25 protein-coding genes are annotated in these 23,092 nt (G+C 61.3%); 18 read left to right on the top strand and 7 right to left on the bottom strand.

The genetic code is table 11. The features are described 5' to 3' along the window. The first annotated feature begins 54 nt into the window (after positions 1–54). Both ACTJKM_RS29475 and ACTJKM_RS29470 read left to right on the top strand, forming a co-directional pair. Positions 55–237, top strand: coding sequence for a hypothetical protein (locus ACTJKM_RS29475; protein WP_440661515.1), 183 nt, complete (start codon positions 55–57; stop codon positions 235–237). Further along, complete coding sequence (locus tag ACTJKM_RS29470; RefSeq protein WP_440638553.1) at positions 234–527, top strand: hypothetical protein; 294 nt, start codon at positions 234–236, stop codon at positions 525–527. The genes ACTJKM_RS29475 and ACTJKM_RS29470 overlap by 4 nt, the downstream gene beginning before the upstream one ends. Before the next feature lie 85 nt (positions 528–612). Here the strand turns inward: ACTJKM_RS29470 and ACTJKM_RS29465 are convergent, their stop codons facing one another. The 5 genes from ACTJKM_RS29465 to ACTJKM_RS29445 all read right to left on the bottom strand — a co-directional run bounded on the left by ACTJKM_RS29465 (position 613) and on the right by ACTJKM_RS29445 (position 5,034). Further along, entirely contained in the window at positions 613–816 is a 204-nt protein-coding gene (locus tag ACTJKM_RS29465; protein WP_057248747.1) for a cold-shock protein, read from the bottom strand. Between the two features lie 291 nt (positions 817–1,107). Next, complete coding sequence (locus ACTJKM_RS29460; protein ID WP_440661513.1) at positions 1,108–1,890, bottom strand: FadR/GntR family transcriptional regulator; 783 nt, start codon at positions 1,888–1,890, stop codon at positions 1,108–1,110. Between the two features lie 43 nt (positions 1,891–1,933). After that, complete coding sequence (locus ACTJKM_RS29455; RefSeq protein ID WP_440661511.1) at positions 1,934–2,830, bottom strand: NAD-dependent epimerase/dehydratase family protein; 897 nt, start codon at positions 2,828–2,830, stop codon at positions 1,934–1,936. Positions 2,831–3,013: 183 nt separating this feature from the next. Continuing rightward, positions 3,014–4,006, bottom strand: a complete 993-nt coding sequence (locus ACTJKM_RS29450) for a sugar-binding protein (RefSeq protein WP_058327842.1) — start codon at positions 4,004–4,006, stop codon at positions 3,014–3,016. A 47-nt stretch (positions 4,007–4,053) separates the two neighbouring features. Further along, positions 4,054–5,034 (bottom strand): NAD-dependent epimerase/dehydratase family protein, encoded by a 981-nt coding sequence (locus ACTJKM_RS29445; RefSeq protein WP_440661509.1) that lies wholly within the window; start codon positions 5,032–5,034, stop codon positions 4,054–4,056. A 170-nt stretch (positions 5,035–5,204) separates the two neighbouring features. Between ACTJKM_RS29445 and ACTJKM_RS29440 the strand changes: the two genes are divergently transcribed. The 16 genes from ACTJKM_RS29440 (at position 5,205) to nuoG (ending at position 21,870) form a co-directional block, all read left to right on the top strand. After that, a complete protein-coding gene (locus ACTJKM_RS29440; protein ID WP_440661508.1) occupies positions 5,205–5,975 on the top strand; it encodes an ATP-binding cassette domain-containing protein in 771 nt (256 codons plus the stop codon). Positions 5,976–6,021: 46 nt separating this feature from the next. Continuing rightward, positions 6,022–7,017: an ABC transporter permease gene (locus tag ACTJKM_RS29435; protein ID WP_113513589.1), complete on the top strand. Its 996-nt coding sequence runs from the start codon at positions 6,022–6,024 to the stop codon at positions 7,015–7,017. Positions 7,018–7,403: 386 nt separating this feature from the next. Beyond that, a complete protein-coding gene (locus ACTJKM_RS29430; RefSeq protein ID WP_058327838.1) occupies positions 7,404–7,904 on the top strand; it encodes an NADH-quinone oxidoreductase subunit J family protein in 501 nt (166 codons plus the stop codon). After that, the gene (gene nuoK / locus ACTJKM_RS29425) at positions 7,904–8,206 is read left to right on the top strand and encodes an NADH-quinone oxidoreductase subunit NuoK (protein ID WP_057248739.1); all 303 of its coding nucleotides are present in this window, start codon (positions 7,904–7,906) and stop codon (positions 8,204–8,206) included. The genes ACTJKM_RS29430 and nuoK overlap by 1 nt, the downstream gene beginning before the upstream one ends. Before the next feature lie 4 nt (positions 8,207–8,210). After that, the gene (locus tag ACTJKM_RS29420; RefSeq protein WP_440638562.1) at positions 8,211–9,674 is read left to right on the top strand and encodes a monovalent cation/H+ antiporter subunit D family protein; all 1,464 of its coding nucleotides are present in this window, start codon (positions 8,211–8,213) and stop codon (positions 9,672–9,674) included. After that, positions 9,671–9,925 (top strand): hypothetical protein, encoded by a 255-nt coding sequence (locus ACTJKM_RS29415; protein ID WP_058327836.1) that lies wholly within the window; start codon positions 9,671–9,673, stop codon positions 9,923–9,925. Before ACTJKM_RS29420 ends, ACTJKM_RS29415 begins: the two co-directional genes overlap by 4 nt. Then, positions 9,918–11,693: a Na(+)/H(+) antiporter subunit D gene (locus tag ACTJKM_RS29410; RefSeq protein WP_440638564.1), complete on the top strand. Its 1,776-nt coding sequence runs from the start codon at positions 9,918–9,920 to the stop codon at positions 11,691–11,693. The genes ACTJKM_RS29415 and ACTJKM_RS29410 overlap by 8 nt, the downstream gene beginning before the upstream one ends. A 10-nt stretch (positions 11,694–11,703) precedes the next feature. Then, the gene (locus ACTJKM_RS29405; protein WP_058327834.1) at positions 11,704–13,179 is read left to right on the top strand and encodes an NADH-quinone oxidoreductase subunit M; all 1,476 of its coding nucleotides are present in this window, start codon (positions 11,704–11,706) and stop codon (positions 13,177–13,179) included. Further along, positions 13,176–14,615, top strand: a complete 1,440-nt coding sequence (locus ACTJKM_RS29400; protein WP_440638566.1) for an NADH-quinone oxidoreductase subunit N — start codon at positions 13,176–13,178, stop codon at positions 14,613–14,615. Before ACTJKM_RS29405 ends, ACTJKM_RS29400 begins: the two co-directional genes overlap by 4 nt. Positions 14,616–14,768: 153 nt before the next feature. Further along, on the top strand, positions 14,769–15,134 hold the full coding sequence (locus ACTJKM_RS29395; protein WP_058322069.1) for an NADH-quinone oxidoreductase subunit A: 366 nt from the start codon (positions 14,769–14,771) through the stop codon (positions 15,132–15,134). Further along, positions 15,122–15,625 carry a NuoB/complex I 20 kDa subunit family protein gene (locus tag ACTJKM_RS29390; protein ID WP_058327832.1) on the top strand — a complete coding sequence of 168 codons (504 nt, stop codon included), beginning with the start codon at positions 15,122–15,124 and terminating at the stop codon, positions 15,623–15,625. Before ACTJKM_RS29395 ends, ACTJKM_RS29390 begins: the two co-directional genes overlap by 13 nt. After that, on the top strand, positions 15,622–16,158 hold the full coding sequence (locus ACTJKM_RS29385) for an NADH-quinone oxidoreductase subunit C (RefSeq protein WP_065376027.1): 537 nt from the start codon (positions 15,622–15,624) through the stop codon (positions 16,156–16,158). Before ACTJKM_RS29390 ends, ACTJKM_RS29385 begins: the two co-directional genes overlap by 4 nt. Before the next feature lie 93 nt (positions 16,159–16,251). Further along, positions 16,252–17,466 carry an NADH dehydrogenase (quinone) subunit D gene (gene nuoD, locus ACTJKM_RS29380; RefSeq protein WP_440638573.1) on the top strand — a complete coding sequence of 405 codons (1,215 nt, stop codon included), beginning with the start codon at positions 16,252–16,254 and terminating at the stop codon, positions 17,464–17,466. Between the two features lie 16 nt (positions 17,467–17,482). Beyond that, on the top strand, positions 17,483–17,995 hold the full coding sequence (gene nuoE / locus ACTJKM_RS29375; RefSeq protein WP_113513599.1) for an NADH-quinone oxidoreductase subunit NuoE: 513 nt from the start codon (positions 17,483–17,485) through the stop codon (positions 17,993–17,995). A 4-nt stretch (positions 17,996–17,999) separates the two neighbouring features. After that, complete coding sequence (nuoF, locus tag ACTJKM_RS29370) at positions 18,000–19,265, top strand: NADH-quinone oxidoreductase subunit NuoF (RefSeq protein WP_058327828.1); 1,266 nt, start codon at positions 18,000–18,002, stop codon at positions 19,263–19,265. Positions 19,266–19,293: 28 nt separating this feature from the next. Next, positions 19,294–21,870, top strand: a complete 2,577-nt coding sequence (nuoG, locus tag ACTJKM_RS29365) for an NADH-quinone oxidoreductase subunit NuoG (protein ID WP_440661507.1) — start codon at positions 19,294–19,296, stop codon at positions 21,868–21,870. Positions 21,871–21,928: 58 nt separating this feature from the next. On the opposite strand, the gene ACTJKM_RS29360 is transcribed toward nuoG, so the two are convergent. Together ACTJKM_RS29360 and ACTJKM_RS29355 are read right to left on the bottom strand one after the other, a co-directional pair. Continuing rightward, positions 21,929–22,369 carry a CBS domain-containing protein gene (locus ACTJKM_RS29360; protein WP_440661506.1) on the bottom strand — a complete coding sequence of 147 codons (441 nt, stop codon included), beginning with the start codon at positions 22,367–22,369 and terminating at the stop codon, positions 21,929–21,931. Positions 22,370–22,410: 41 nt separating this feature from the next. Beyond that, entirely contained in the window at positions 22,411–22,977 is a 567-nt protein-coding gene (locus tag ACTJKM_RS29355; RefSeq protein WP_113513605.1) for an NADH-quinone oxidoreductase subunit I, read from the bottom strand. Between the last annotated feature and the right edge of the window lie 115 nt (positions 22,978–23,092).

Raw genomic sequence — 23,092 nt, 5'->3', positions numbered from 1 at the left:
CTCGGACAGATGATGATCCTGCTAAGATTGCCGTCCCCGACATGGAACCTCGAGATGGATCAGTTTGCCACGAATGTCCTTTCCGACCTCGACATCGACATCGAAGTCATCCCGCCAGAGCGCGACGGAGGCCAGTTCGGAAACGCGATGATAGGCCTCTGCGGTCAAAAGAAGCGGTCGGCCTCGCGAATGGACGCCGACGGTCGCTGCAATTGTGACGAGTACCTCGCGCCATGACGCCGTCCGTGCCAGAGCTGTCGTATGAGGTGCTGGTCAAGTTTGAGAAGACGCTTGCGCAGCTTCCCGACGGCTATGGACTGGGAAGCTTCGCAGGTCGCCCATGGGGCCTGACCGTCAAGCGCTCGGCCGATGGCAGGCGGATCTGGTTATATGGCGAGGAACTGGGCGGAGCGGATGTCGTCAGCTTCAACTTTTATGTGCTTTCTGGTGCGAGCACCACACTCAAGCCCTGCGAAATGTCCCCCTCGAAGGTCGTCGATTTCGTGCTTGGCTTTAAACCAAGCTAAAGCGGTGATCTGCTTTCCGCTTTGACGGCTCAGCTTGCCATTGCCGAGATCGCCCGACCATAGGAAGTCCCGGAGGTCGAGACGTTCAAGCTGGCCTGACGTTTTCGGCTTTCGATTTTCCGGTCTTGCGGTCCTGGCCAAGTTCGTAGCTGACCTTTTGACCCTCTCGAAGTGGGCTTCCGCCTTCCACCGCTGACACATGGACAAAGACGTCCGCTCCGCCGTTGTCCGGTGTGATGAAGCCAAAGCCCTTGTCCTGATTGAAAAACTTAACGGTACCGATTGCCATGATTATCCTCGTCAGCTGAGTGGCCTGCAAATTGCCACTGCAGCTTATTCAAGGCTGCCCCCTCCCGCAACCGCGCATTCACGCGATTCGCGGCTCGGACGGCGCGCGGTCGAGCTCTTTCGTGTCCTGTTAGCGAAGGCCGCCTGCGGCCACCGCCGTGCCCGTCGTAGACAGTGCCTAATGATTGAAGGCGAACGCTCCGACTTTCGCGCACGACATCGCGCGGCGCGGCAGTGAACTCTCACATAAGCGGAGGTGCGCTCGGGGGCCTCATGCCATCCGACCTGACGATCATGCATTGCGCCCCGATTGCGCTATGAGCTCATCGGTATTGGCTAGAAGTCGCCGTACGGCATTGCGAGCCGCGTTCGGGCGTCGGAGGCGAATGCTTTTCTCGATGTTCTCGTGGAGCTTCAGCGCATGGACGGAGCTGCTGTCCTCCCGGGTCACCAGCAGGAAAAGGTGGTTGAGTGCAGATTCGATGAGTGCCCCGAGCGGCACCAGGAGATCGTTTCCCGACGCGCGCAGGATTGCAAGGTGGAAGCGTGTGTCGGCCTGGATGCGGGTCTGCAGCGTTGTCGCCTGTTGCATGTCTTCCAATGCCGCGCTGATTTCGGTCATCTGCTTTTCGTTCCGGCGGGTGGCGGCGAGCGCCGTCGCTTCCGGCTCAAGGATGTGGCGAAATTCCTGTACGGTCTTGAGGAACTGGAGACGGTCCGGTGAGACCGCATACCAGCTCAGAACGTCGCGATCGAGCAGGTTCCAACGCTCTCTCGGCTCTACCCAGCTGCCGACTTTCGGGCGCGAGGCGAGCAAGCCCTTGGCCATCAATATCTTGATCGCCTCTCTCACCGCAGTGCGACTGACGTTGAAGATTTCCGTCCATTGCGTCTCATTCGGCAGGATCGTTCCGGGCGGATAGTCGCCACGCACGATACTGAGCCCGATGTCATCGGCAAGCGACATGTGGACGCTGGGTCCCGACCTACGCGGCGCATCGAGGCGTCGGCTCGCACGCTTCGCCTCCGCCGTGGTCGATCCGGCGGAGACTTTTCCTGATTGTCGTTCAGCCATTTTCGTCTTTTCTCGCGTCTGTAACGCTCAGCCGCGCAGAGCGTCACCCGACGTCAACATAATTCCGCCAGCTGTGTTGCGGCTCAAAGCCGAGCATCGAGCGGGCTTTGCGGTTTGATAAGAGCGTCTCGTATTCGCCGATCTGCCCCTTGACAGGGACGCCGTGGTAGAACCGGTCGATCAGTTCGCGGGTTGGAATGTCGGAGGACGTATCGTCGCTTGCTGCGTTGAAGACCTGGAACCCAAGACCGTCCGTCTCCACGGCCCTCAGTGTGATCTGGCCGAGGTCGCGCGCATCGACATAGCTCCAGGCAATGCGCTTGCGAAAGCCCGGATCGGCAAACCAGCCGGGGAAGAGATGGTATTCGTTCGGCTCGATCACATTGCCAATGCGCAGGGCATAGATGTCGGCGCCGCTTCTGAGTGCAAAGGCGCGCGCGGTCTTTTCATTGACGACTTTGGAGAGTGCGTAGCTATCCATCGGGTCGACGTCATAGTCCTCGTCGAGCGGAAAATAACGCGGGTTTCGCGGCTCGTTGGCGAAAACGAGGCCGTAGGTCGTCTCACTCGATGCGATGACGATCTTGCGGATGCCAAGCTTCACCGCCGCCTCGATGACATTGTAGGTGCCCATCGCATTGACGCGAAAGAGCTCGTTGTCGGGGGCGATCAGGATGCGCGGGATCGCGGCAAAGTGGACAACTGCATCGATTGGCTGCGGCGCGAGCGAAGGGTCGAATTCGTGCAGGCCCGTGTAGCTTGACAGTGCATTGAACACTTGGCCGCTGTCCGTGATGTCGGTGATCAGCGTGCGCACTTTCGGGTTGTCGAGGGGCTTCGTGTCGAGGTTAAGCACCTGGTGGCCCTGTTCGACGAGGTATTGCACGACATGGCGGCCGGCCTTGCCGCTGCCTCCGGTGAAGATGATCCGCTTGGTCATTGTGTTCTCCATGTCCTGCAAGATTGGGGGATGATCCCTATCGATGATAGTTCGTAAGGGAGATCTTCCAAGCGGGGTCGTGGCAGGTTGCCGCGGCCACCCGGCAAGAGTGCGTGCTGACCCCGGTTGTCGGGGATAGGGCGAAGGCCGGGACGCTCGGTAAAGGGCGCCCCGGCGGCGGTTTTACTTCTGGATGCAGGTGTCCGCCGTGTCCTTGGTGCATTCGTCGAGGCCTGTGAATACCGGATCCTCCACCGGCTTGCCGGCGATCAGGTCCAGCATGACCGACGGCGCCTTGTAGCCCATTTCGAACGGGCGCTGGCCGACGAGCGCGGTTACGAGACCTTCCTTGGCAATCGCCACCTCGTCGCCGATCGTGTCCGCCGCGCCGATGACGAATTCATTTTTCGCGATCTTGTCCGCCATCGGCTTGAACAGGTCGCGATAGGGTTGCGGCGCCCCGAAAAGCGGCCAACCGCCCATGATGCCGAAGGCGTCGAGGTCGGGATTGGCAGCCAGGATATCCGTCATCGCCTGCACGCCCTTGGCGCCGTCGTCATTGGTAAAGACCGGGCAGCCCGCGACCTCCGTCCAGCCGCCTTCACCCTTCAGTTCGGCCAGCCCCTCTTTTCCCGTGAGCACATCACGCATGCCCTGGGCACGCCGCAGGATGTTGTCGGCACCAGGGTTGCCCTCGATCGTGCAGATCTTGCCACCGTTCGGCTTGGCCTTTTTGATGTAGTCGGCGATCCGCGCGCCCATCGTGTAGTTGTCGGTGCCGAGATAGGTCTTGCGCAGACCCGCGTCCTCCTTGGCGAGGTCGGCATCGAGCGTCATGACCGGGATTGTCGGGTTGGCCGTCTTCAGCGTCTGGGCAATCAGCTTGGCGTTGGATGGCGAAATGGCGATCGCAGCCGTGCTGGGCTTGCCGAGCATGTCCTGGACGATCTGCGCCTCGCCGGCTTCGTCGGAGGTCGACGCCGGGCCGGTATAGAAGCACTCATATTCCGAGCTTGTGTTTTCCTTGTTCCACTTCTGGCACCCTTGGTTGATTGCCTCGAAGAACGGATTGTCGAGGCCTTTGACGACAATGACGAGTTGCTTCTTCGTCTGGGCGCCGGCGGAGCCGGCGGCCAGCGCGAGCGCTGCAACTGCAAGCACCAATGCTTTCCTCATTCTATCCTCCCGTTGAACAAGCGGACACTGTCCGTCCGCGGCACAAATCAACCCGGATACCAGACGATGCGAGGGTCGCTTGACGGACGCTCGTATTGCCAGGCCTGGTCGATAAGCTTTTTAAGATCGTATTCCGGCTGCCAGCCCAGCAGGTACTTCGCCTTGCTGTTGTCCAACCAGTTCGAGTGGAAGTGGCTTGGAACGTCGACGGACGGCAGACCGCGCGTGCGCCTGAGGTAGCTTGCGACCTCGCCGTAGTCGACCGGGCGATCCATGGCGACGTTGAAGCGCTGGCGTTCTGCGCGCGGATTGTCGATCGTGTTGAGTATTGCCGAGACGAGGTCGCTGACGTGAACGAAGTTGCGCTTGAGCGGCCTTCCGTCGGCATCGCGCAGCAACGGAACCGTTCCGGCCTCCGCGTAGCGCCTGGCTTCGTCGGGCGCAAAAAGCGTTTTCCAGTCGGGTCCACCGAACACGTCATCGCCGAAGGAAAGCGAATATTTGAAGTCGTCCTTCTCCATGATCCACGGCGCCCGGAGGCAACAGACGTTCAACCCGTATTGGATCGCGTACTGCTCGACGATCACTTCCTCGAGCACCTTCGAGAGCGCGTAGCAGCCAGGATAGGCGCGGTGCGGTGTAGCCTCCGTTATCGGTCCGTCATGAGGATAAAAGAAATGCCCGACCGCGGCGTCGCCGCCGATCAGGATGAACTGCCGTGCCGTGGGGCTCGTTCTGAACGCTTCGAGCAGCCAGAAGAGGCCCTTGACGGTCACGTCCATGACGTCGGCCGGTGTTTCCTTGCAAGTCGCCAGATGCACGACGTGGCCGACACCGGCAATCGCGTCTTCCGCGACCGCGCGATCGGCGATAGAGCCGCGGATGATATCGAGCCGCTCGGCTGGATCGAGCACACGGTTATGGCAGAGCGCGCGAACGCGCGCTTGCGAAAAACGTGGCCGATCAAGCAGCGTTGCTATGAGGTGCCGCCCGACCTTGCCAGTTGCCCCGGTGACAAGGATAAGCATGCTTATCTCCCAAGAATTAGCTAATATATGATCGCTTCGCCTCAATGTCTATTTGTCATACAAAACAGGTTTATCGGGTGAGAGATCATTGACGCGTTCATGACGATTTGCGTAAATAAGCAGTCGCTGGCTCGCGAGGGGGCGGACATGCGGCGAGGCGTCCTGGCGGATTGGCGCGTGTTGGCGAGTCTGGAAGGCTGGTCGTGCTGCTAGAGCTCAGCAATATTTCCAAGCATTTCGGGGCCATACAGGCAGTGAATGACATTTCGCTGTCGTTAGAGGCCGGTCAGGTTGTCGGCCTGATGGGCGACAACGGCGCCGGCAAATCGACGCTTGTCAAAATGATCGCAGGCAATTTCCGTCCGAGCCACGGAACCATGCGCCTTAACGGCAGCGATATCGTCCTGCATCGCCCCATCGAGGCAAGGCAGTTCGGCATCGAGATCGTTCACCAGGATCTGGCCCTTTGTGACAACCTCTCCGCGGCCGCGAATGTCTTCCTCGGACGCGAACTGAGGCGCGGTATCGGCCCCTTGCGCGTGCTAGACTACAAGGCAATGTACCGCCGCGCCGGGGAGATCTTCAAAGAACTCCGCTCGGAGACCAGGCCACGCGACCTCGTGCGGCAGATGTCGGGTGGCCAACGGCAAGCGGTGGCGATTGCGCGTACGATGATCTCGCAGGCGAAGATCGTCTTGATGGACGAGCCGACGGCGGCAATTTCCGTGCGCCAGGTGGCCGAAGTGCTGCATCTGATCCGGCAGTTGCGCGATCGCGGCATCCTGGTTGTGCTCATCAGCCATCGTATGCCCGATGTCTTCGATGTCGCCGATCGCGTCGTCGTCATGCGCCGGGGCCGCAAGGTGGCGGACAAACCGATATCAGAAACTTCGCCGGAGGAGGTGACGGGGCTGATTACCGGAGCCATCGAGAGTGGATGAGGGACAATCGAGCTCGATCTTCTGCACCGGAGGAATGGGAGGAACGATGGCAACGACGCTGGACCAGACGATCGAGCGCAGGCAGCGCACGCTCGGAGGAACGATCCTCGGGAACCAGACCTTCTGGGTTCTGATCGCTGTCATCCTTGCCTGCATCTTTCTGTCATTTGCCACCGACAGCTTCGCGACCGCAAAGAATCTTTACAACATCACCCGGAACGTCACCTTCGTCGCGATTATTGCCCTCGGCATGACGCTCGTCATCATCACCGGTGGGATCGACCTCTCGGTGGGCTCGGTACTGTGCCTGTGCAGCATGGTGCTCGCGGTCACGATGCACGCGGGATACGGCATCGAGACAGGCATTGCCGTCTCGATCGCGACTGCGTTGGTGATCGGTGCGTTCAATGGCATCCTCATTGCCTATCTCGGCTTTCCGCCCTTTGTCGTGACCCTCGGCATGCTCTCGATTGCCCGAAGCCTGGCCATGGTCGCGTCCAACAATACGGTGGTTTTCGAGTTCGGCCCGGACCACGACAAACTGCTGTCGCTCGGCGGCGGATCCGTCTTCGGTATCGCCAACCCGGTGATCTACATGATCATGCTGGCACTGCTCACCGGTTTCGTGCTGCGCTGGACCCGGATTGGCCGCTACATTTACGCCATCGGCGGCAACGAGAAGGCGGCCACTGCCACGGGCCTCCCCGTGCGACCGATCAAGGTCTGCGTCTACATGATCTCGGCGCTCTCGGCCGGCGTCGCCGGCATCATCCAAACCGGCTGGCTCGGTGCGGTGACGACCAATATCGGCGCCGGCATGGAACTGCAGGTCATCGCCGCAGCCGTGATCGGGGGCGCGAATCTCGCCGGCGGCGTCGGCACTGCCTTCGGCGCGCTCGTCGGCGCAGCACTGATCGAGGTGATCCGCAATAGCCTCGGGCTTCTCGGCATCAACGCCTTTTGGCAGGGTACTTTCATCGGCAGTGCGACTATCCTCGCGGTTCTTTTCGATCGTATCCGCAATTTCCGCCAGAGTGAGTAGCATTCAGCCTTCCGGTACACTGCGCGGTTCAGAAGGACTGGGATTGCGACGTAAGCCAGTCGTCACGCGGTGGGTGGTGTCCCGCCTAAACATCCCAGTTCTTCAATGAATCTACTGACATTGCTCGCTTTAAAGCCGGCGAGCGGGCCGCAGTTTGTTTGCGGGCTCATGAAATCATCTGTTCCGGAATGTGCACCCTGAGGGTCGCGTACTGGTTACGAAGCCAGTTTAGGCTCGGCGTGGCCTCATTCGATTATGTTGCCGACAATATTCTTGTGAAAAATCCTTCCCTCAGGCACAATTTATGAACGCAACCAAAGTGCGGCGCTATCTGAATTCCGGCCGTCACGCGCCGCGGAATGGTTCGCGCGGGAGAGGCTGCGTCAATGGGCCAGGGGTTCTTCCTTCTGTTTGCTGCGGGGGCCGTGATCACCGCCCTGACAGTCGTCCTGGCGCGCAACCCTGTTCACAGCGCATTGGCGCTGATGGCATGTTTCCTGCAGATCTCGGCAATCTTCGTCCTGCTCGAGGCGCCGCTGCTCGCGGTCGTGCAGATCTTCGTCTATGTCGGCGCCATCATGGTCCTCTTCCTGTTCGTGATCATGATGATCGACGTGCGCGAGGCGGTGCTGCAGCGGTTTCTGCCGGGGCGAAATCTGCCTGCATTGACCTTGCTCGTCCTGCTTGGGGTCGAAATGCTTGCACTGGTGCTCTGGAGCGGCCGCTTCTCGGCGGTTGAGCCGATCGCACGGCGCGCCGGCGATCAAGTCAGGCAGCTCAGCACGACACTTTTCGCCGACTATCTCCTGCCGTTTGAAGTCGCTTCGATCATCCTTCTCGCGGCACTTGTCGGCGCCATAGTGCTGGCACGGAAGGAGCTCGGGTGATGGTTCCGCTCTGGTGGTACATTTCACTCGCAGTGGTCCTGTTCGTGATCGGAGCCGCGGGTGTGCTGCTCAGGCGCAATATCCTGGTCGTGCTGATGTCGCTCGAACTGCTGCTCAACTCGGTCAACATCAATTTCATCGCCTTCGGACGTTACTACGATGATTTTCGCGGGCAGATCTTCGCGATCTTCGTCATTGCCATCACCGCGGCGGAGGTTGCCGTCGCCCTCGGCATTCTGGTCGCCCTCGTGAGGAACAAATCCACCCTCAAGATCGACGACGTCACGGCGATGAAAGGATAGCGGCTTGGAACCGGTGCTATCAGTCCGGCCGCTACTTGCCGTCGCCATCGCCGGGCTGGCGGCACTTGCAGTTCTCCTTCTGAACAAGCACGAGAAAATCCGGGATGCCGTCTCGCCTCTGGCTGCGGTCGCCATGTTCGCGATCGTCATCTCGATGGCGCCCATCGTGCTGGCGGGCGGCACCGTCGAACTGCGCCTGTTCGAGATCCTGCCGGGGATCGACTTCGCTTTCCGGGTCGACGCACTCGGCATGGTGTTTGCCACCGTCTCCTCGCTCCTGTGGATCGTCGCGGCGGTCTATTCCATCGGCTACATGCGACACCTGAACGAGCACGCGCAGACCCGCTTCTTCGCCTGCTTTGCCACCAGTCTCGCCGCCGCCGTCGGTGGTGCGTTTGCTGCCAATCTGTTCACGCTGGTAATCTTCTACGAGGTGCTGAGCCTCGTGACCTATCCGCTCGTCTACCACCATGAGGACGAAGAGGCCTGGGCGGGCAGCCGGAAGTACCTCGTCTACCTGATGGGCGCGTCGAAAAGCGTGCTTCTCGCCGCGCTGGCGCTGACCTATCAAATTGCCGGGTCCCTCGACTTTGTACCCGGAGGGTTGCTGGCGAGGGTCGATGCCTCGGCGCCGCTGCTGACGGTTGTCTATTTCTGCTACCTCTTCGGCTTCGCCAAGGCCGCGGTGATGCCGATGCATGCCTGGCTGCCTGCTGCAATGGTTGCCCCGACGCCGGTCAGCGCGCTCTTGCATGCCGTGGCGGTGGTCAAGATGGGCGTGTTCTGCGTGTTGCGGGTGGTGTTCCATGTCTTCGGCGTGGATCTGGTGAGCAGGCTGGGTCTCGGCATTGCGACGGCCTACCTCGTCTCCTTCACCATCCTGATGGCGTCGATCTATGCCCTTACCCGGGACGACCTGAAGGCGCGGCTCGCCTATTCGACGGTCAGCCAGCTCTCCTACGTGGTGCTGGGCGCGGTGCTTTTGTCTCCCGTGGCGATGATTGGCGGCATCCTTCATATCGCGGTGCACGCCTTCTCCAAGATCACGCTGTTCTTCTGCGCCGGGTCGATCTACTGCGCCTCGGGAAAACGAAACATCAGTGACATGGCCGGCATCGGCCGCCGGCTGCCCTGGACGATGGGGGCATTCTTCGTCGCTTCACTCAGCATGATCGGCGTGCCGCCAACCGCCGGTTTCATCAGCAAGTGGTATCTGACGCTCGGCTCGGTCGAAGCAGGCGAGATGGCGTTCCTGGCCGTCCTCTTGGCGAGCTCGGTCCTCAACGCCGCCTACTTCCTGCCCGTCAGCTATATCGCCTTTTTCAAAGCGGAGGCGCCGGGAGCGGCGGAACCTGTCCGTGAGATTCCGCTGGTGACGATCCCGCTGGTCGCCACCGCTGCCTTGTCGGTGCTGATGGGCATCTTCCCCGGTTATTTCCTCACCTTGGCGGAAGGAGTGGTCAGATGATCAAGCGTGTCGTCGATTTCTTTGGTGACGAGGGCCATGCGCGGTCGCGCCGCCGGTTGTTCTATATCATGCTCGCTCTCATCGTCGTCGCCGATTTCCTGGTTCCGCGCGAACACGCCGAATATCTCTGGGACCGTTTGCCTGGCTGGTCTGCCGTCTATGGCTTCGGCTCCTGCCTGCTGCTCATCTTCGTTTCCAAGTTCCTCGGCCATCAGGGCGGGCTCATGCGGCGCGAGGACTATTATGATTGAGTTCGTCCATCCCGCCCTTCTGTTCATTCTCGGTGCCGTGCCGATCCCGTTTCTGAAGGGATCGATCCGCAAGACCTACTTGGTGCTAATCCCGGCTCTGGCGATCGCCGCGGTCCTCGCGATGGAGCCGGGCAGCTATGGCGCGGGGCGCTTCATCGGGCAGGAAATCCTGTTTGCAAAGGTCGACAAGCTCAGCATCGTCTTCGCCACGGTCTTCACCATCATGGCGCTGATCGGCATGGTCTACGCGCTGCATCTGTCGCAAGCCGGCCAGCACGTGGCGGCCTTCGTCTATGTCGGCAGCGCGCTCGGCGTGGTCTTCGCCGGCGACTACCTCACCCTTTACCTCTTCTGGGAGGGCATGGCGTTTGCGTCGGCCTATCTGGTCTTCGCGCAAGGAGGCGAACGGGCAATCCGTGCCGCATTTCGCTATCTGATGGTGCATCTCACCGGTGGCGTCGCTCTGCTCGGCGGTATCGTGCTCCACGGGCTCGCGGCTGGCTCGCTGCTCTTCGGCCCGATCGGGGGCGGCGCTCTTGCGGGAACAATGGACGTCGGCGGCTATCTGATCCTGGCAGGGTTCCTGCTCAATGCCGCGGTGCCGCCGCTCAACGCCTGGCTGACCGACGCCTATCCCGAGGCGACTGTCACGGGGGCGGTGTTCATGAGCGCCTTCACCACCAAGACGGCCGTCTACGTGCTGGCGCGCGCATTTCCTGGAACCGAGCTTCTCGTCTGGCTCGGCACCGTGATGGCGCTCTACGGCGTCATCTATGCGGTGCTTGAGAACGACTGTCGGCGGCTGCTTGCCTATCACATCGTCAGCCAGGTGGGTTACATGGTGGCGGGTATCGGCATCGGCACCGAGATGGCCGTGAACGGAGCCACCAGCCACGCGTTTGCCCATATCCTCTATAAGGCGCTTCTCTTCATGGGCGCGGGGGCGGTGATCCACGTCACGGGGCGGCGCAAGCTCACCGAACTCGGCGGGCTCTACAAAACCATGCCGCTGACGGTTGCCCTCTACATGGTCGGTGCCTTCGCGATCTCGGCCTTTCCGTTCTTCTCAGGCTTCGTCACCAAGTCCATGGTGATCGCCGCCGCCGGACAGGACCACCGGGCGCTCGTGGTTCTGGCGCTCACAATGGCGTCATCAGGGACGTTCCTGCACACCGGCCTCAAGCTGCCGTATTACATGTTTTTCGGACCCGACCGAAAGCTGGAGGCGCGGGAGCCGCCCCGCAACATGCTGGTTGCCATGGGGATAGCGGCGGTGTTTTGCATCGTGATCGGCGTGTTCCCGGAACCCCTGTATGCGCTCCTTCCCTATCCGGTCGCCTTTGAGCCCTATACGGGCGTCCATGTCACCGAGAGCCTGGGCTTGCTGATGTTTACCGCGCTGGGTTTCGTCCTGTTCCTGAAAGCGCTCGATCCAGAAAACACAATCAGCATCGACACGGACTGGTTCTACCGCAAGGGTGCGCGGGCCTTCCTGTGGCTCGCAGAGAGGCCGCTGGCGCGCTATGAAAAGGCGGTGAGCAACGTGTCCGACACAGTGGCGCTGCCGCTTCTGCACGGTGCGGCGCGTGCCGGACTGCGGGTCGATCTCAACGGCGTCGATGCCGCCGTGAATGGCTTCGCACGCGCCATCCTTGTTGGCGGCGGTACGCTGCGGCGTCTGCAGACCGGCGTCGTCACTCACTATGCACTGGCGATGATCGCCGGTGTGATCGCGGCGATCGCCGTTTTTGCCGTCGTGTGGCAGTAGAGGAGGGGTGATGGCGTTCCCGCTGCTCAGCCTCATCGTCTTCGTACCTGCCGCCGGGGCAGCGGTCATGATGTTCCTGCGCAGCGACGATCTCGTGCGGTGGGTGGCGCTCGGCTTCACCATGCTCGACTTGGCGCTCGCCATCGCGATGCTCGCCGGCTTCGATCCCGGGACCTCCGAGATGCAGTTCGTCGAAAAGCGCCCGTGGGTTCCGGCGCTCGGCATTACCTTTGCGCTCGGTGTCGACGGAATCAGCGCGCTCTTCGTGTTCCTAACGGCGCTTTTGGGCTGGATCTCGGTGCTCGCATCATGGATCGCCATCGACCGCAAGGTGAAGCAGTTCATGATCAGCCTGCTCGTCATGCAGGCCCTGATGTTGGGTGTGTTCTCGGCGCTTGACCTGTTTCTGTTCTACGTCTGCTGGGAAGCGATGCTGATCCCGATGTATCTGATCATCGGTATCTGGGGCGGCGACGGCCGCGTCTATGCGGCGTTCAAGTTCTTCCTCTACACCCTGGCGGGCAGCCTCCTGTTCCTGATCGGCATCATCGTGCTTTATTTCGAGGGCGGCAGGACCTTCGACATCCTTGCTTTGATGGAACTCGACCTGCCGTTCGAGGTTCAGTCCTGGCTGTTCTTCGCCTTCCTCGTGGCATTCGCGGTCAAGGTACCGATGGTCCCGCTCCATACCTGGCTGCCGGATGCCCATGTGCAGGCTCCAACGGCGGGCAGCATCATCCTTGCCGGCGTGCTCCTGAAGATGGGGGCCTACGGATTCTTGAGGTTCTCGCTGCCGATGCTGCCGGAGGCCTCGGTCCATTATTCGACCCTGATGATGGCGCTTTCAGCACTTGCGATCGTCTATGGCGGCCTGCTGGCGCTGGCGCAGGACGACCTGAAGAAGCTGGTGGCCTATTCCAGCATCAGCCATATGGGTTTCGTGACGCTTGGGATTTTTGCCCTCAACCCGCTCGGGCTCCAAGGCAGCATCCTGCAGATGTTCAATCATGGCGTGACCACCGGCGCCCTGTTTCTGTTCGTCGGCCTGATCTACGAGCGCACCCACACCCGCAGCATCGCCGACTATGGCGGCTTGATGAAGGTCGCGCCTGTCTACACCGGGTTTCTGGCGCTGTTCGTGCTGTCCTCGATGGCGCTGCCGGGAACGAACGCATTCGTGGGCGAGTTGCTGGTGCTGTCGGGCGGGTTTGCGGCCAACCTTGCCCTCGGCGCGGTCGCGGTTTTGGGCGCATTGCTGGGTGCGGCCTATCTGCTCGGCATGTACCGGAAGGTTGCGCTTGGTCCGGCGAGCGTCGGCGCGCGGTTCAAGGTCCGTGATGTCAACGGCCGCGAAATGGCGGCGATCCTGCCGCTTGCCGTCTTCGTGTTTTGGGTCGGGCTTTACCCAAAGCCCTTTCTCGCCATCATCGATAGCTCGGTCACGCATCTCTTGCAGCAGGTCTACGACAAAGGGAGCGGCCCATGACCGCCGCAGCGCTCCTTCCGTCGATCGTTGCAAGCCTGCCCGAAATCATCGTGGTTACGGGGGCCTGCATCCTGCTGATCGCGGGACAGTTCGTGCCGAAGGAACGGGACGCTGTCCTTGTCTGGTCCTCGGTCGTAATCGTGCTGCTTGCCGCGCTGGCAACATTCACGCTGTCGGGTGGAGCGCAGCCGGCCTATGCGGGCATGTTCGTCGCCGACCCGTTCTCTGTCTTCTTCAAGTCCCTGTTCTACCTGTCGATCCTGCTGACGTTCCTGCTCTCGCGAAACTATGCCGACATCGAAGGGATCGGCGGCAGCGAATACTACGTCCTGCTGCTCCTTGCGCTCTCCGGCATGATGATCATGGCCTCGGCGACCGATCTCCTGTCGATCTATGTCGGTCTCGAACTGATGGTGCTCTGCACCTACGTGCTGACCGGCTTCCTGCGGCGTGAGCAACGGTCAAACGAGGCGGCGCTGAAATATGTGATCCTCGGCGCAGTCTCGACCGGGATATTCCTTTATGGCGTCTCGCTGGTTTACGGCCTCACCGGCACGACGCAACTGGACCGGATGGCGGCGGCCGTCACCGGTGATCCGCTCGATCCGGGCTTGCTCTTGGCGGTGGTCTTCATTGTCGCCGGACTGGTCTTCAAGATTGGCGCGGTGCCGTTCCACATGTGGGTGCCGGATGTCTACGAGGGTGCACCGACCACGATAACCGCCTTCATGTCCGTCGGGCCCAAGGCGGCGGGCTTCGCGGTGATCCTCAGGGTGTTCCTCAATCCATTGGTCGCAGGCTCCAACGTCTGGATCATATTGGCTATAATCGCGGTGGTAACGATGGCGCTCGGCAGTTTCGTGGCGCTGGTGCAGGATAATTTCAAGCGTCTGCTCGCCTATTCCAGCATCGCCCATGCCGGCTTTGCCATTTTCGGCATTGTGGCTGGCGGCGCCGACGGGGTCGCCAGCGTGATGCTCTACCTCTTGATCTACACCTTCATGAATCTCGGCATCTTCGGCGCGGTCATCATGATGCGAAACGGCAATTTCTCGGGCGAGGTTATCGAGGACTATGCCGGTTTCGCCAAGCTGCATCCGGGGCTGGCTCTACTAATGTTGCTCTATCTGTTCTCGCTCGCGGGCATTCCGCCGACGGCAGGCTTCTTCGCTAAGTTCTACGTGCTGGTCGCGCTCATCGAGCGTGGTTTTGTCCTTCTGGCCGTGATCGCAGTGCTCCTGAGCGCTGTCGCCGCCTATTTCTACATCCGCATCGTCATGGTGATGTTCATGCGCGAACCGGAGCGGGTGTTCGAGCCGGCGCTGACGCCTCTGGTCGGCGCTGCTCTCGCCGTCACCGCCGCGGGCACGGTCGGCATCGGACTGTTTCCAGCGTGGTTTCTGAAGCTCGCTCAGCAGTCGGCTTTCGGCGGCTGAGCGATCGCATTTGCATTGGCCTATGCGACGGAATAAACTACCGGTTTAGGAAAGGAATGCCCTTAGTCGCTTCCCGGGGCGACCGCGTTAACGGCCCGAAGGAGCCGATCGCGGCTTGAGCAACGTCCCCGATGGGTGACCGGGCTGCGCAATATGTCTGCAGCGGAATTCCTCCCGGTTCTTTTCATGATCGCCGGAATTGTTCTGGTGGTGGGGGCGACGCTTTTTGTTTCCTCGCTCTTGCGGCCGTCCAATCCCTATCCCGAAAAGAACATGCCCTATGAATGCGGCATGGACCCGGCAGGCGAGGCGGCCGGGGGGCGCTTCAGGGTGCAGTTCTTCATCCTCGCGATCCTCCTGGTCGTCTTCGATGTCGAGGCGATGTTTCTCTTTCCCTGGGCGGTCGTCCTCAAAGAGATCGGTATCGTCGGCTATCTTGAGATGTTCGTCTTCATCGTCCTGCTTCTCGTGGGCTTCGCCTACGCCTGGCTGAAGGGAGCGCTGGAATGGGAGGAGTAGGAAACACGATCCAGGACAGCGTGCTGTTCACCACGGCCGAGAGCGTCATCAATTGGAGCCGAAAGTCGGCCTTGTGGCCCGAGACCTTCGGTATCGCCTGCTGTGCCATCGAAATGATCTCGGCGGGTTGCGCGCGCTACGACCTCGACCGGTTCGGTGTGGTGTTCCGCCCTTCGCCGCGGCAGTCCGATGTGATGATCATCGCCGGCACGGTGACCCGGAAGTTCGCGCCCGTCGTGCGCCGGCTTTACGACCAGATGCCGGAACCGCGATGGGTGATTGCCATGGGCACGTGCGCCATTTCAGGCGGCGTCTACAACACCTATGCCGTGGTGCAGGGGTCTGAAACCTTCGTTCCGGTTGACGTGCACGTCCCCGGATGCCCACCGCGCCCCGAGGCGCTGATGCATGGCTTCCTGCTGCTGCAAGAAAAGATCAAGAGGTCCCGCGCGCTGGCCGGAACGCCACTCGATCGGGCTGCGGCATCATGAGCGTCGAGCCGTCTCTCAATCGCGCTCCGATCCTGGAGCGCTTCGGGGAAACGATCGAGGATCTCGGCACTGCACATGGCATCGATGTCTTTGTTGTTCCACCCGAAAAGATCGTTGAGTTCTGCCGGTTCCTGAAAGACGATCCGGAGCTCAGGTTCAATTTCCTGTCAGACATCTGCGGGGTCGACCACTATCCCGAAACGCCCCGCTTCGAGGCGGTGTATCATCTCTATTCGCTGCCCAACCGCTGGCGGGTCCGCATCAAGTGTCGGCTTGGCGACCCACCTGAGGTCCCCTCGGTCACCGCGGTCTGGCGCACCGCCAACTGGCACGAGCGCGAAGCCTGGGACATGTATGGCATCCGGTTCCAGGGGCATCCCGATTTGCGCCGGATCTACATGTGGGAGGGCTTCGAGGGCTTTCCTCAGCGCAAGGATTTCCCGCTCAGGGGTTACAAGGACAAGCTGAACCCGTTTGGTGCCGAAGGTCCGCCGCCGACACAGCCCGACCTCGCCACGCGGGAGATTCCATAGGGAGGGAGAAGGACTGGTGCGGGCGGTTTTCCGCTGGGACCGATCCAAAATCATCATGAACTATGGAGACCGATCGACGCCGGAGAGTTTTAGATGACCGAAGTCACCGAGCTCACGCGGCCAGAAGGTGAAGCGCTCAACAGCAAGGAAGTGCTTCTCAATCTCGGGCCCCAGCACCCCAGCACCCATGGGGTTCTTCGGCTCGTCCTCGAACTGGACGGCGAATATGTCAAGCGGGTGGACCCACATATCGGCTACCTGCATCGCGGCACCGAAAAACTGGCGGAAAGTTTCACCTATACGCAGATCTTCCCGCTGACCGACCGGCTCGACTATCTCTGCCCACCTTCGAACAACCTGGCCTTCGCGCTCGCGGTGGAGAAACTCCTTGGCATCGAGGCCCCGGTGCGGGCGCAATATATCCGCGTGATGATGGCGGAACTCGCGCGCATCTCCGGTCATCTGCTGATTACCGGCGCGCTGCCAATGGATCTCGGCGCCATGACCGCGCTACTTTACGTCATGCGCGAACGCGAAATGATTATGGATCTCATGGAAATGATCACCGGTGCGCGCATGCACACCTCCTTCTGCCGGGTTGGTGGCGTGCGCGAGGACCTTCCTGACGGATTCTTCCTGAAGATCCGGGAGTTCTGCGACATCTTCCCGAACCGGATCCGCGACTATGAGCGCTTGCTCGAAGACAACCGGGTGTTCCTGAAACGCACCCAGGGCATTGGCGTCATCTCTGCAGAGGACGCCATTGATCTGGGCCTCAGCGGTCCGAACCTGCGGGCTTCCGGCGTCGACTGGGACATCCGCCGTGACGAGCCTTACGAGATCTACGACCGGCTCGATTTCAATGTCATCACCCGCACCGAGGGCGATTGTTATGCGCGTTGGCGGTGCCGGGTCGACGAGATGCGCGAAAGCATGCGGATCATCGAACAATGCATCGACCAGATGCCCGAGGGAGCGTTCCAGGTCGACATGCCGACGATCGCCTTCCCCGTCGACAAGGAGCGCGTGCATTGCTCGATGGAGGCGTTGATCCAGCATTTCGACCTGTCGGCCTATGGCTTCAACGTGCCGAAGGGCGAGGTCTATTCGGCAATCGAGGCACCCAAGGGTGAGTTGGGCTTCTACATCATCAGCGACGGGTCGCCGAAACCGTTTCGCATGAAGGTCAGGGCACCCTCGTTCGTCAACCTCCAGGCGGTCTTCGGAGTGACGAACGCCCGCTATCTGGCGGACATGATCGCCGTGCTTGGCAGCCTCGATCCTGTGATGGCGGAGGTGGACAAGTAGCAGGGACTTGAACGTGATGACGATGCGCGAAAAGATCGAACAGGCGGCGGCGCGGTACCCCGACCAGCGCTCGGCGATCATGCCCGCGCTTCTGATCGCGCAAAGGGAACATGGCCACCTGCCGGGGCCGGTGCTGGAAGAGGTCGCCGAAATCCTTGGCGTCGAGCGGATCTGGGTCTACGAGCTGGCGACCTTCTATACGCTTTTCCATACCGAGCCGGTGGGGACGTTCCATCTACAGCTTTGCGACAACGTCTCCTGCATGCTGCGGCGATCCGAGGAGCTGCTGACGCATCTGGAGAAGGTCCTTAGGGTCAAGAAAGGCGGCACGACCGAGGACGGGCTGTTCACGCTCTCGACCGTCGAATGCCTCGGTGCCTGCGAGATGGCCCCGGTGATGCAGGTCGGCGACGACTATCACGGCAATCTCGACATAGAGCGGATCGATGCGCTCCTCGCCCGGCTCCGCGCGACGGTGCCCGAGACGACCGGCGCCGATCTTGCTGCCGCCGAACCACCGGGGAATTAGCGCCATGTTCGAACCGGTTCTTCTGAAGAACGTGCACGTGCCGGATGGACATCTCCTCTCCACCTATGAGGCCTGCGGCGGTTATCGCGCACTTGCCAAAGCCCTCAAGGAATACACGCCCGACGAGATCATCGATCTCGTCAAGCGATCGAACTTGCGCGGCCGCGGCGGAGCCGGGTTTCCGACCGGCATGAAGTGGAGCTTCGTGCCGAAGCGGGCCGACAAAGCGAAATATCTCTGCTGCAATGCCGACGAAGGGGAGCCTGGCACCTTCAAGGACCGTATCGTTATGGAGCGGGACCCGCACCAACTGATCGAAGGCATGGCGATCAGCGCCTACGCGATCGGGGCCGAGGTCGCCTATGTCTATATTCGCGGAGAGTATGTGCTGGCGATCCGACGGCTGGAACAGGCGATCGCGGAGGCCAAGGCCAAGGGCTATCTGGGAGCGAGGATACTGGGCTCGGATTTCAATTTCGTCGTGCATGTCCATTGCGGCGCCGGCGCTTATATCTGCGGCGAGGAGACCGCGATGCTCGACTCGCTCGAGGGCAAGAGGGCACAGCCGCGCCTGAAGCCGCCATTCCCGGCGGTTGCCGGGCTCTATGCCAGCCCGACCGTCATCAACAATGTCGAGACGCTGGTCTGCGTGCCGCATATCGTGGCTCGGGGCGCCGATTGGTTCCGTAGCATCGGACCGGAGAAGAGCCCCGGACCGAAGCTCTATTGCCTCAGCGGGCAGGTGCGAAAACCCGGGCTTTACGAACTGCCGATGGGAATTCCGCTTCGCGAACTCGTCGAGGACCATGCCGGCGGGCCGCCGGCCGGTCGCAAGGTCAAGGCGGTGATCCCAGGTGGTGTTTCCGCGCCGGTGATCCCTGAGCCGGGTCTCGACATCGCAATGGACTTTGACTCGCTTGCTGCCGCCGGCACGATGCTGGGCTCGGCCGGGGTGATCGTCGTCGACGACACGACCTGCATGGTCAAGGTCGCCACCCGCATCATCGAGTTCTTTCACCACGAGTCCTGTGGCAAGTGCACACCCTGCCGCGAGGGGTTGAACTGGGTGGTGAAAGTGCTGCGCCGGATCGAAGCGGGCGAGGGCGCCCCCGGCGACATGGAGCAGTTGGATATGCTCTGCAAAGGCATTTTCGGCAATACGTTTTGTGCTTTGGGTGACGGCGCGGCGATGGGATTGCGGGCTTCGCTGGCGCATTTCCGCGAGGAGTTCGTCGCCCATATCGAGGAGCGGAAGTGTCCGTTCCACTGAGGAGCGCTCTAGCGCGGGCGAGTAGGCCATGGTTAGCGTTACGATCAATGGGCAAACACTGGAAGTCGAGGCTGGCACGACTGTGTTGCAGGCCGCCCAGCGATTGGGCATCGAAATTCCGACCTTCTGCTACCTGAAGCGGCTGCCGCCGCTTGCCTCCTGCCGCATGTGTCTCATCGAGATCGAGGGGCTGCGGCGGCTACAGCCGTCCTGCGCCACAGCCGTCACTGAAGGCATGGTCGTGCGAACGGACACGCCGCTGATTGATGAAACGCGTTCTTCCATGCTGGACATGCTGCTCGCTAACCACCCGCTCGACTGTCCGATCTGCGACAAGGGTGGCGAATGTGAGCTTCAGGACATGGTGATGGCCTATGGTCCGGGGAGAAGCCGCTTTCATGATCCCAAGCGCGTGTTCCATTCTCGCGATATTCGCCTCAGTCCCGTCGTCATCATGAACGTCAACCGCTGTATCCAGTGCCAGCGCTGCGTGCGGATGTGCGAGGAGGTCGTCGGCGCGGTCGCCCTCGGCACCGTCGAGAAGGGCATGGACACGGCCGTCACCGGCTTTGAGGGCAGTCTCGCCAGTTGCGACCAATGCGGCAACTGCATCGAAGTCTGTCCGGTCGGCGCGCTGATGAGTTTCCCCTATCGCTACAAGGCGCGGCCCTGGGACCTCGCCGAGGTCGACACGATCTGCCCGCATTGTGGCACCGGATGTCAGCTGACGGTCGGCGCGCGCAAGGGCGAGTTCATGCGGGTCCGATCCAAGGAGGAACACGGCGTCAACCGCGAAACGCTATGCGCACGAGGCCGGTTCGGCCTTGACTTCATCGAAGGACACGACCGGATCAAACGACCTATGATCCGGCGCGATGGCGCGCTGGTTCCGGTTTCCTGGGACGAAGCGGGAGACTATCTACGCCGGCGGCTGGCGGCGGTCGAAAGCAAGGCTTCTGGCGGCGTTGTCTCGCCGCGCCTGCCCAACGAGGTGCTCTATCAGTTCCAGAAGCTGATGCGTACGGTCTTCCGGACCAACAACATCGACTGCTCGTCGCGCTGGTCTACGCCCTTCGATGCGCTCGCCCCTTTGATAGCGAGCTACTCGCGTGCGCCGCTGCAGGAGGTGATCGGCGTCGACCGCGTGCTTGTCATCGGGGGCAACGTGACCGAGGAGAACCCGGTTACGGAATATCTGCTGCGGGATGCCGCCCGGCGGCGCGGCACCCAACTGCTCATGCTCACAACGCGGCCGTCCCGTCTCGACGCCGATGCGGAGGCTGTGGTTCGCGTACCGCCCGGTGGCGAGGCAACGAGCCTTGCGTCCGTTGTCGCTGCACTTGCGGTGGCAGCCGGCGAGAAACTGTCGAGTGACGTTCTTGCCGAGATCGGAGTAACAATCGGCCGCAAGGCGGCTCCCAATGGCGGCGACGGACCGGATCGTCTGGCCGCTGCGCTCAACGAAGACGGCACCGTCACCGTGCTCGTCGGTGTCGACCTCCTGAGATCGTCCGAAGCGCGGGTGGTGTTGCACCAGCTCAACAACCTCTTGCAACTGCTCCGCCTCCTCGGCAAGACCCCAGCATTGCAGATCCTTTTCGACCGCGCCAACCAGATGGGCGCGTGGGATATGGGGGCTTTGGCGGGCGCCTTCCCGGGCCTGCAGGCGGTCGCCAACGATACGGTGCACAGCGCTTTTGCCCGGAACTGGGGCACCGAAATCCCTCACGAGCCTGGTTCTGATCTCGACGCGATGCTGGATCTGTGCGTCGCTGGGCAGATGGGCGCCCTCTATCTTGTCGGAACCGACCCGCTGATCGCCTATCCGGACAGGGTGTTCGTAGCGCGGGCCCTTGGCGCCGCTGATCTGCTGATCGTGCAGGACAGTTTCCTTACGGAGACGGCCGCACTGGCCGAGGTCGTTTTGCCAGCGGCGGGCTACGGTGAAGAGCCCGGCAGCTTTACCAACAACGAAGGTCGCATCCAGCAGGTCCGCAAGTTCCGGGAACCGGTCTTCGAGGCGCGGGGCAATCTCGCTATCTTCGATTTTGTCGCAGCACTGCGCGGCCAAACATTGCAGCATTCGACGCACGTCGAGATTTTCGATGAGATCGCCCGGCTGCTTCCGGCCTATCAGGCGTTGACTTGGGCCGGGCTTGGCGCCGACGGTGCCTTCACCAAGGCGAGCCCGACGCCCCTCTTGGGCGCTTTTCACGCACCGCCGGCTGTTTCGCGGGCGAGCGACGGGCTCATGCTCGTCACTGGCAACTGTTTGTTCCACAATGGCTATCTTTCGGAGCGCTCGGAGATTCTGAATACGGTCGCCAACGACCCCTATGTCGCGATGAGCGCTGAGGATGCTGCGCAACTCGGCCTTGCGGATGGTGATCAGGTTGTCGTTCGTTCAACCCGTGGCGAACTAACGGCGCAGCTCAAGGTCGAGAAACCGTTTCCCAAAGGTCTCGTCTTTATTCCGGAAAACTATCGGTCTCTTCGCCTCAACAGCTTGATGAAGAGGGGTGAATACCCGTGTCCGGTCGAGGTTCAAAAGGTGCAAGCCGCCCACGAAATCAAGGGCGCGAACCGGATCTGGCGTGGAGCGTGAGGTTGGGCGCGAGGCACGGTTCCCACCATTCTCGCCATTCGGCCGGCACGAAACCTCATCAGTGGTAACCGGCCCCGGCAATGTATTCGTGCAGATGCCGCTCCGTGCGCTGCGCTTCGTCAAGCCGATGCTTGACCACATCGCCGATGCTGACGACGCCCACAATGGCCTCCTCCTCCATGACCAGTACGTGGCGTGTCCGTCTCTGGGTCATGATCGACATCACCAGGGGTAGCCCGTCGACAGCCGAACAAATCGCCACATTGCGGTTCATGATGTCGGCGACCGGCATCAGCGCCGCCTCGGGCCCGTATTCCGCAAGTGCGTTGCAGCAGTCCCGTTCCGACAGCGTGCCCAGATACCTTCCGGGCGCGTGGCTGACGACCACGAAGCCGATATTGTTGTCACGAAAGAGCCGCAGGATCTCCACCATCGTCTGGTCGGGAGCGACCGCGATCACTCCAGCGCCCTTGTCTTTCACGATTTCACCGACAAGCATCTGAGCCTCCTATTTGCGCGCGCCGGTTTCATCGTTACTCCTCACGTTCGCCGGATGTTGCGCCACCAGTTATAGCCATGCGGCTCGCTCGTCTCGACCAGCACGTCCTGTTCTGTGTTCAGGCGTGCGGCGACGACGCCACCGCCGGTCATTGCCTTTCCAGGTTTGCCAAGCAGATCGTCACGTCCGATCACCAGGTCACGTGACGAGAAACTCGAGAACTCATACTGCTGGCCAAGTGCGATGGCGTCCGCAGGGCAGGCGTCCTCGCACAGGCCGCAGAACAGGCACCGAGCCGTATCGATCTCGAATTTTGCTGGGTGGCGGTTGCCCTTCTCGTCCTCATAAGGAACGACTTCGATGCAATCGCAGGGGCAGATGCGAGCGCAGAGTTCGCACGCGACGCATTTGATTTCGCCCTCTTCGTCCCGTTTCAGGAAGTGATGCCCGCGATAGCGCGAGTAGGGGAGCCATTTCTCCTTGTCCGGATACTGCATGGTCACCGGCTTGGAGAACATATAGCCAAAGGTCAGCGTAAAGGCGCTTGCCAGATCGGCAAAAAGCGCCCAGCCGATCCATGTTCCAGCTCTGTCGACTACGCGTGACATCTTCGCGCCCGTTCTACAGCGGCGTGCGTCTATTCCGACGCAGGAGGGCCGCTGTAGTCCCTTCGATCGCTGCACGTACCTTCCTCAGATCGACACCGATCTAGGAACGCACGCG

This window comes from Ensifer sp. 22460, from assembly GCF_052044935.1.
GTDB lineage: Bacteria > Pseudomonadota > Alphaproteobacteria > Rhizobiales > Rhizobiaceae > Ensifer.
The sequence above is the reverse complement of the archived record's forward strand: the minus strand, read 5'-3'. Positions and strand labels throughout refer to the sequence as shown.

Bases quoted from the DNA above. Each gene is read 5' to 3' on its own strand.
- ACTJKM_RS29460 (WP_440661513.1), bottom strand. From the start codon at position 1,890: ATGGCTGAACGACAATCAGGAAAAGTCTCCGCCGGATCGACCACGGCG.
- ACTJKM_RS29385 (WP_065376027.1), top strand. From the start codon at position 15,622: ATGAGCGTCGAGCCGTCTCTCAATCGCGCTCCGATCCTGGAGCGCTTC.
- nuoF (WP_058327828.1), top strand. From the start codon at position 18,000: ATGTTCGAACCGGTTCTTCTGAAGAACGTGCACGTGCCGGATGGACAT.
- ACTJKM_RS29390 (WP_058327832.1), top strand. From the start codon at position 15,122: ATGGGAGGAGTAGGAAACACGATCCAGGACAGCGTGCTGTTCACCACG.
- ACTJKM_RS29355 (WP_113513605.1), bottom strand. From the start codon at position 22,977: ATGTCACGCGTAGTCGACAGAGCTGGAACATGGATCGGCTGGGCGCTT.
- ACTJKM_RS29415 (WP_058327836.1), top strand. From the start codon at position 9,671: ATGATCAAGCGTGTCGTCGATTTCTTTGGTGACGAGGGCCATGCGCGG.
- ACTJKM_RS29470 (WP_440638553.1), top strand. From the start codon at position 234: ATGACGCCGTCCGTGCCAGAGCTGTCGTATGAGGTGCTGGTCAAGTTT.
- ACTJKM_RS29405 (WP_058327834.1), top strand. From the start codon at position 11,704: ATGGCGTTCCCGCTGCTCAGCCTCATCGTCTTCGTACCTGCCGCCGGG.
- ACTJKM_RS29455 (WP_440661511.1), bottom strand. From the start codon at position 2,830: ATGACCAAGCGGATCATCTTCACCGGAGGCAGCGGCAAGGCCGGCCGC.
- nuoD (WP_440638573.1), top strand. From the start codon at position 16,252: ATGACCGAAGTCACCGAGCTCACGCGGCCAGAAGGTGAAGCGCTCAAC.
- nuoK (WP_057248739.1), top strand. From the start codon at position 7,904: ATGGTTCCGCTCTGGTGGTACATTTCACTCGCAGTGGTCCTGTTCGTG.
- nuoE (WP_113513599.1), top strand. From the start codon at position 17,483: ATGACGATGCGCGAAAAGATCGAACAGGCGGCGGCGCGGTACCCCGAC.
- ACTJKM_RS29400 (WP_440638566.1), top strand. From the start codon at position 13,176: ATGACCGCCGCAGCGCTCCTTCCGTCGATCGTTGCAAGCCTGCCCGAA.
- ACTJKM_RS29360 (WP_440661506.1), bottom strand. From the start codon at position 22,369: ATGCTTGTCGGTGAAATCGTGAAAGACAAGGGCGCTGGAGTGATCGCG.
- ACTJKM_RS29435 (WP_113513589.1), top strand. From the start codon at position 6,022: ATGGCAACGACGCTGGACCAGACGATCGAGCGCAGGCAGCGCACGCTC.
- ACTJKM_RS29465 (WP_057248747.1), bottom strand. From the start codon at position 816: ATGGCAATCGGTACCGTTAAGTTTTTCAATCAGGACAAGGGCTTTGGC.
- ACTJKM_RS29410 (WP_440638564.1), top strand. From the start codon at position 9,918: ATGATTGAGTTCGTCCATCCCGCCCTTCTGTTCATTCTCGGTGCCGTG.
- nuoG (WP_440661507.1), top strand. From the start codon at position 19,294: ATGGTTAGCGTTACGATCAATGGGCAAACACTGGAAGTCGAGGCTGGC.
- ACTJKM_RS29445 (WP_440661509.1), bottom strand. From the start codon at position 5,034: ATGCTTATCCTTGTCACCGGGGCAACTGGCAAGGTCGGGCGGCACCTC.
- ACTJKM_RS29450 (WP_058327842.1), bottom strand. From the start codon at position 4,006: ATGAGGAAAGCATTGGTGCTTGCAGTTGCAGCGCTCGCGCTGGCCGCC.
- ACTJKM_RS29395 (WP_058322069.1), top strand. From the start codon at position 14,769: ATGTCTGCAGCGGAATTCCTCCCGGTTCTTTTCATGATCGCCGGAATT.
- ACTJKM_RS29430 (WP_058327838.1), top strand. From the start codon at position 7,404: ATGGGCCAGGGGTTCTTCCTTCTGTTTGCTGCGGGGGCCGTGATCACC.
- ACTJKM_RS29475 (WP_440661515.1), top strand. From the start codon at position 55: ATGGATCAGTTTGCCACGAATGTCCTTTCCGACCTCGACATCGACATC.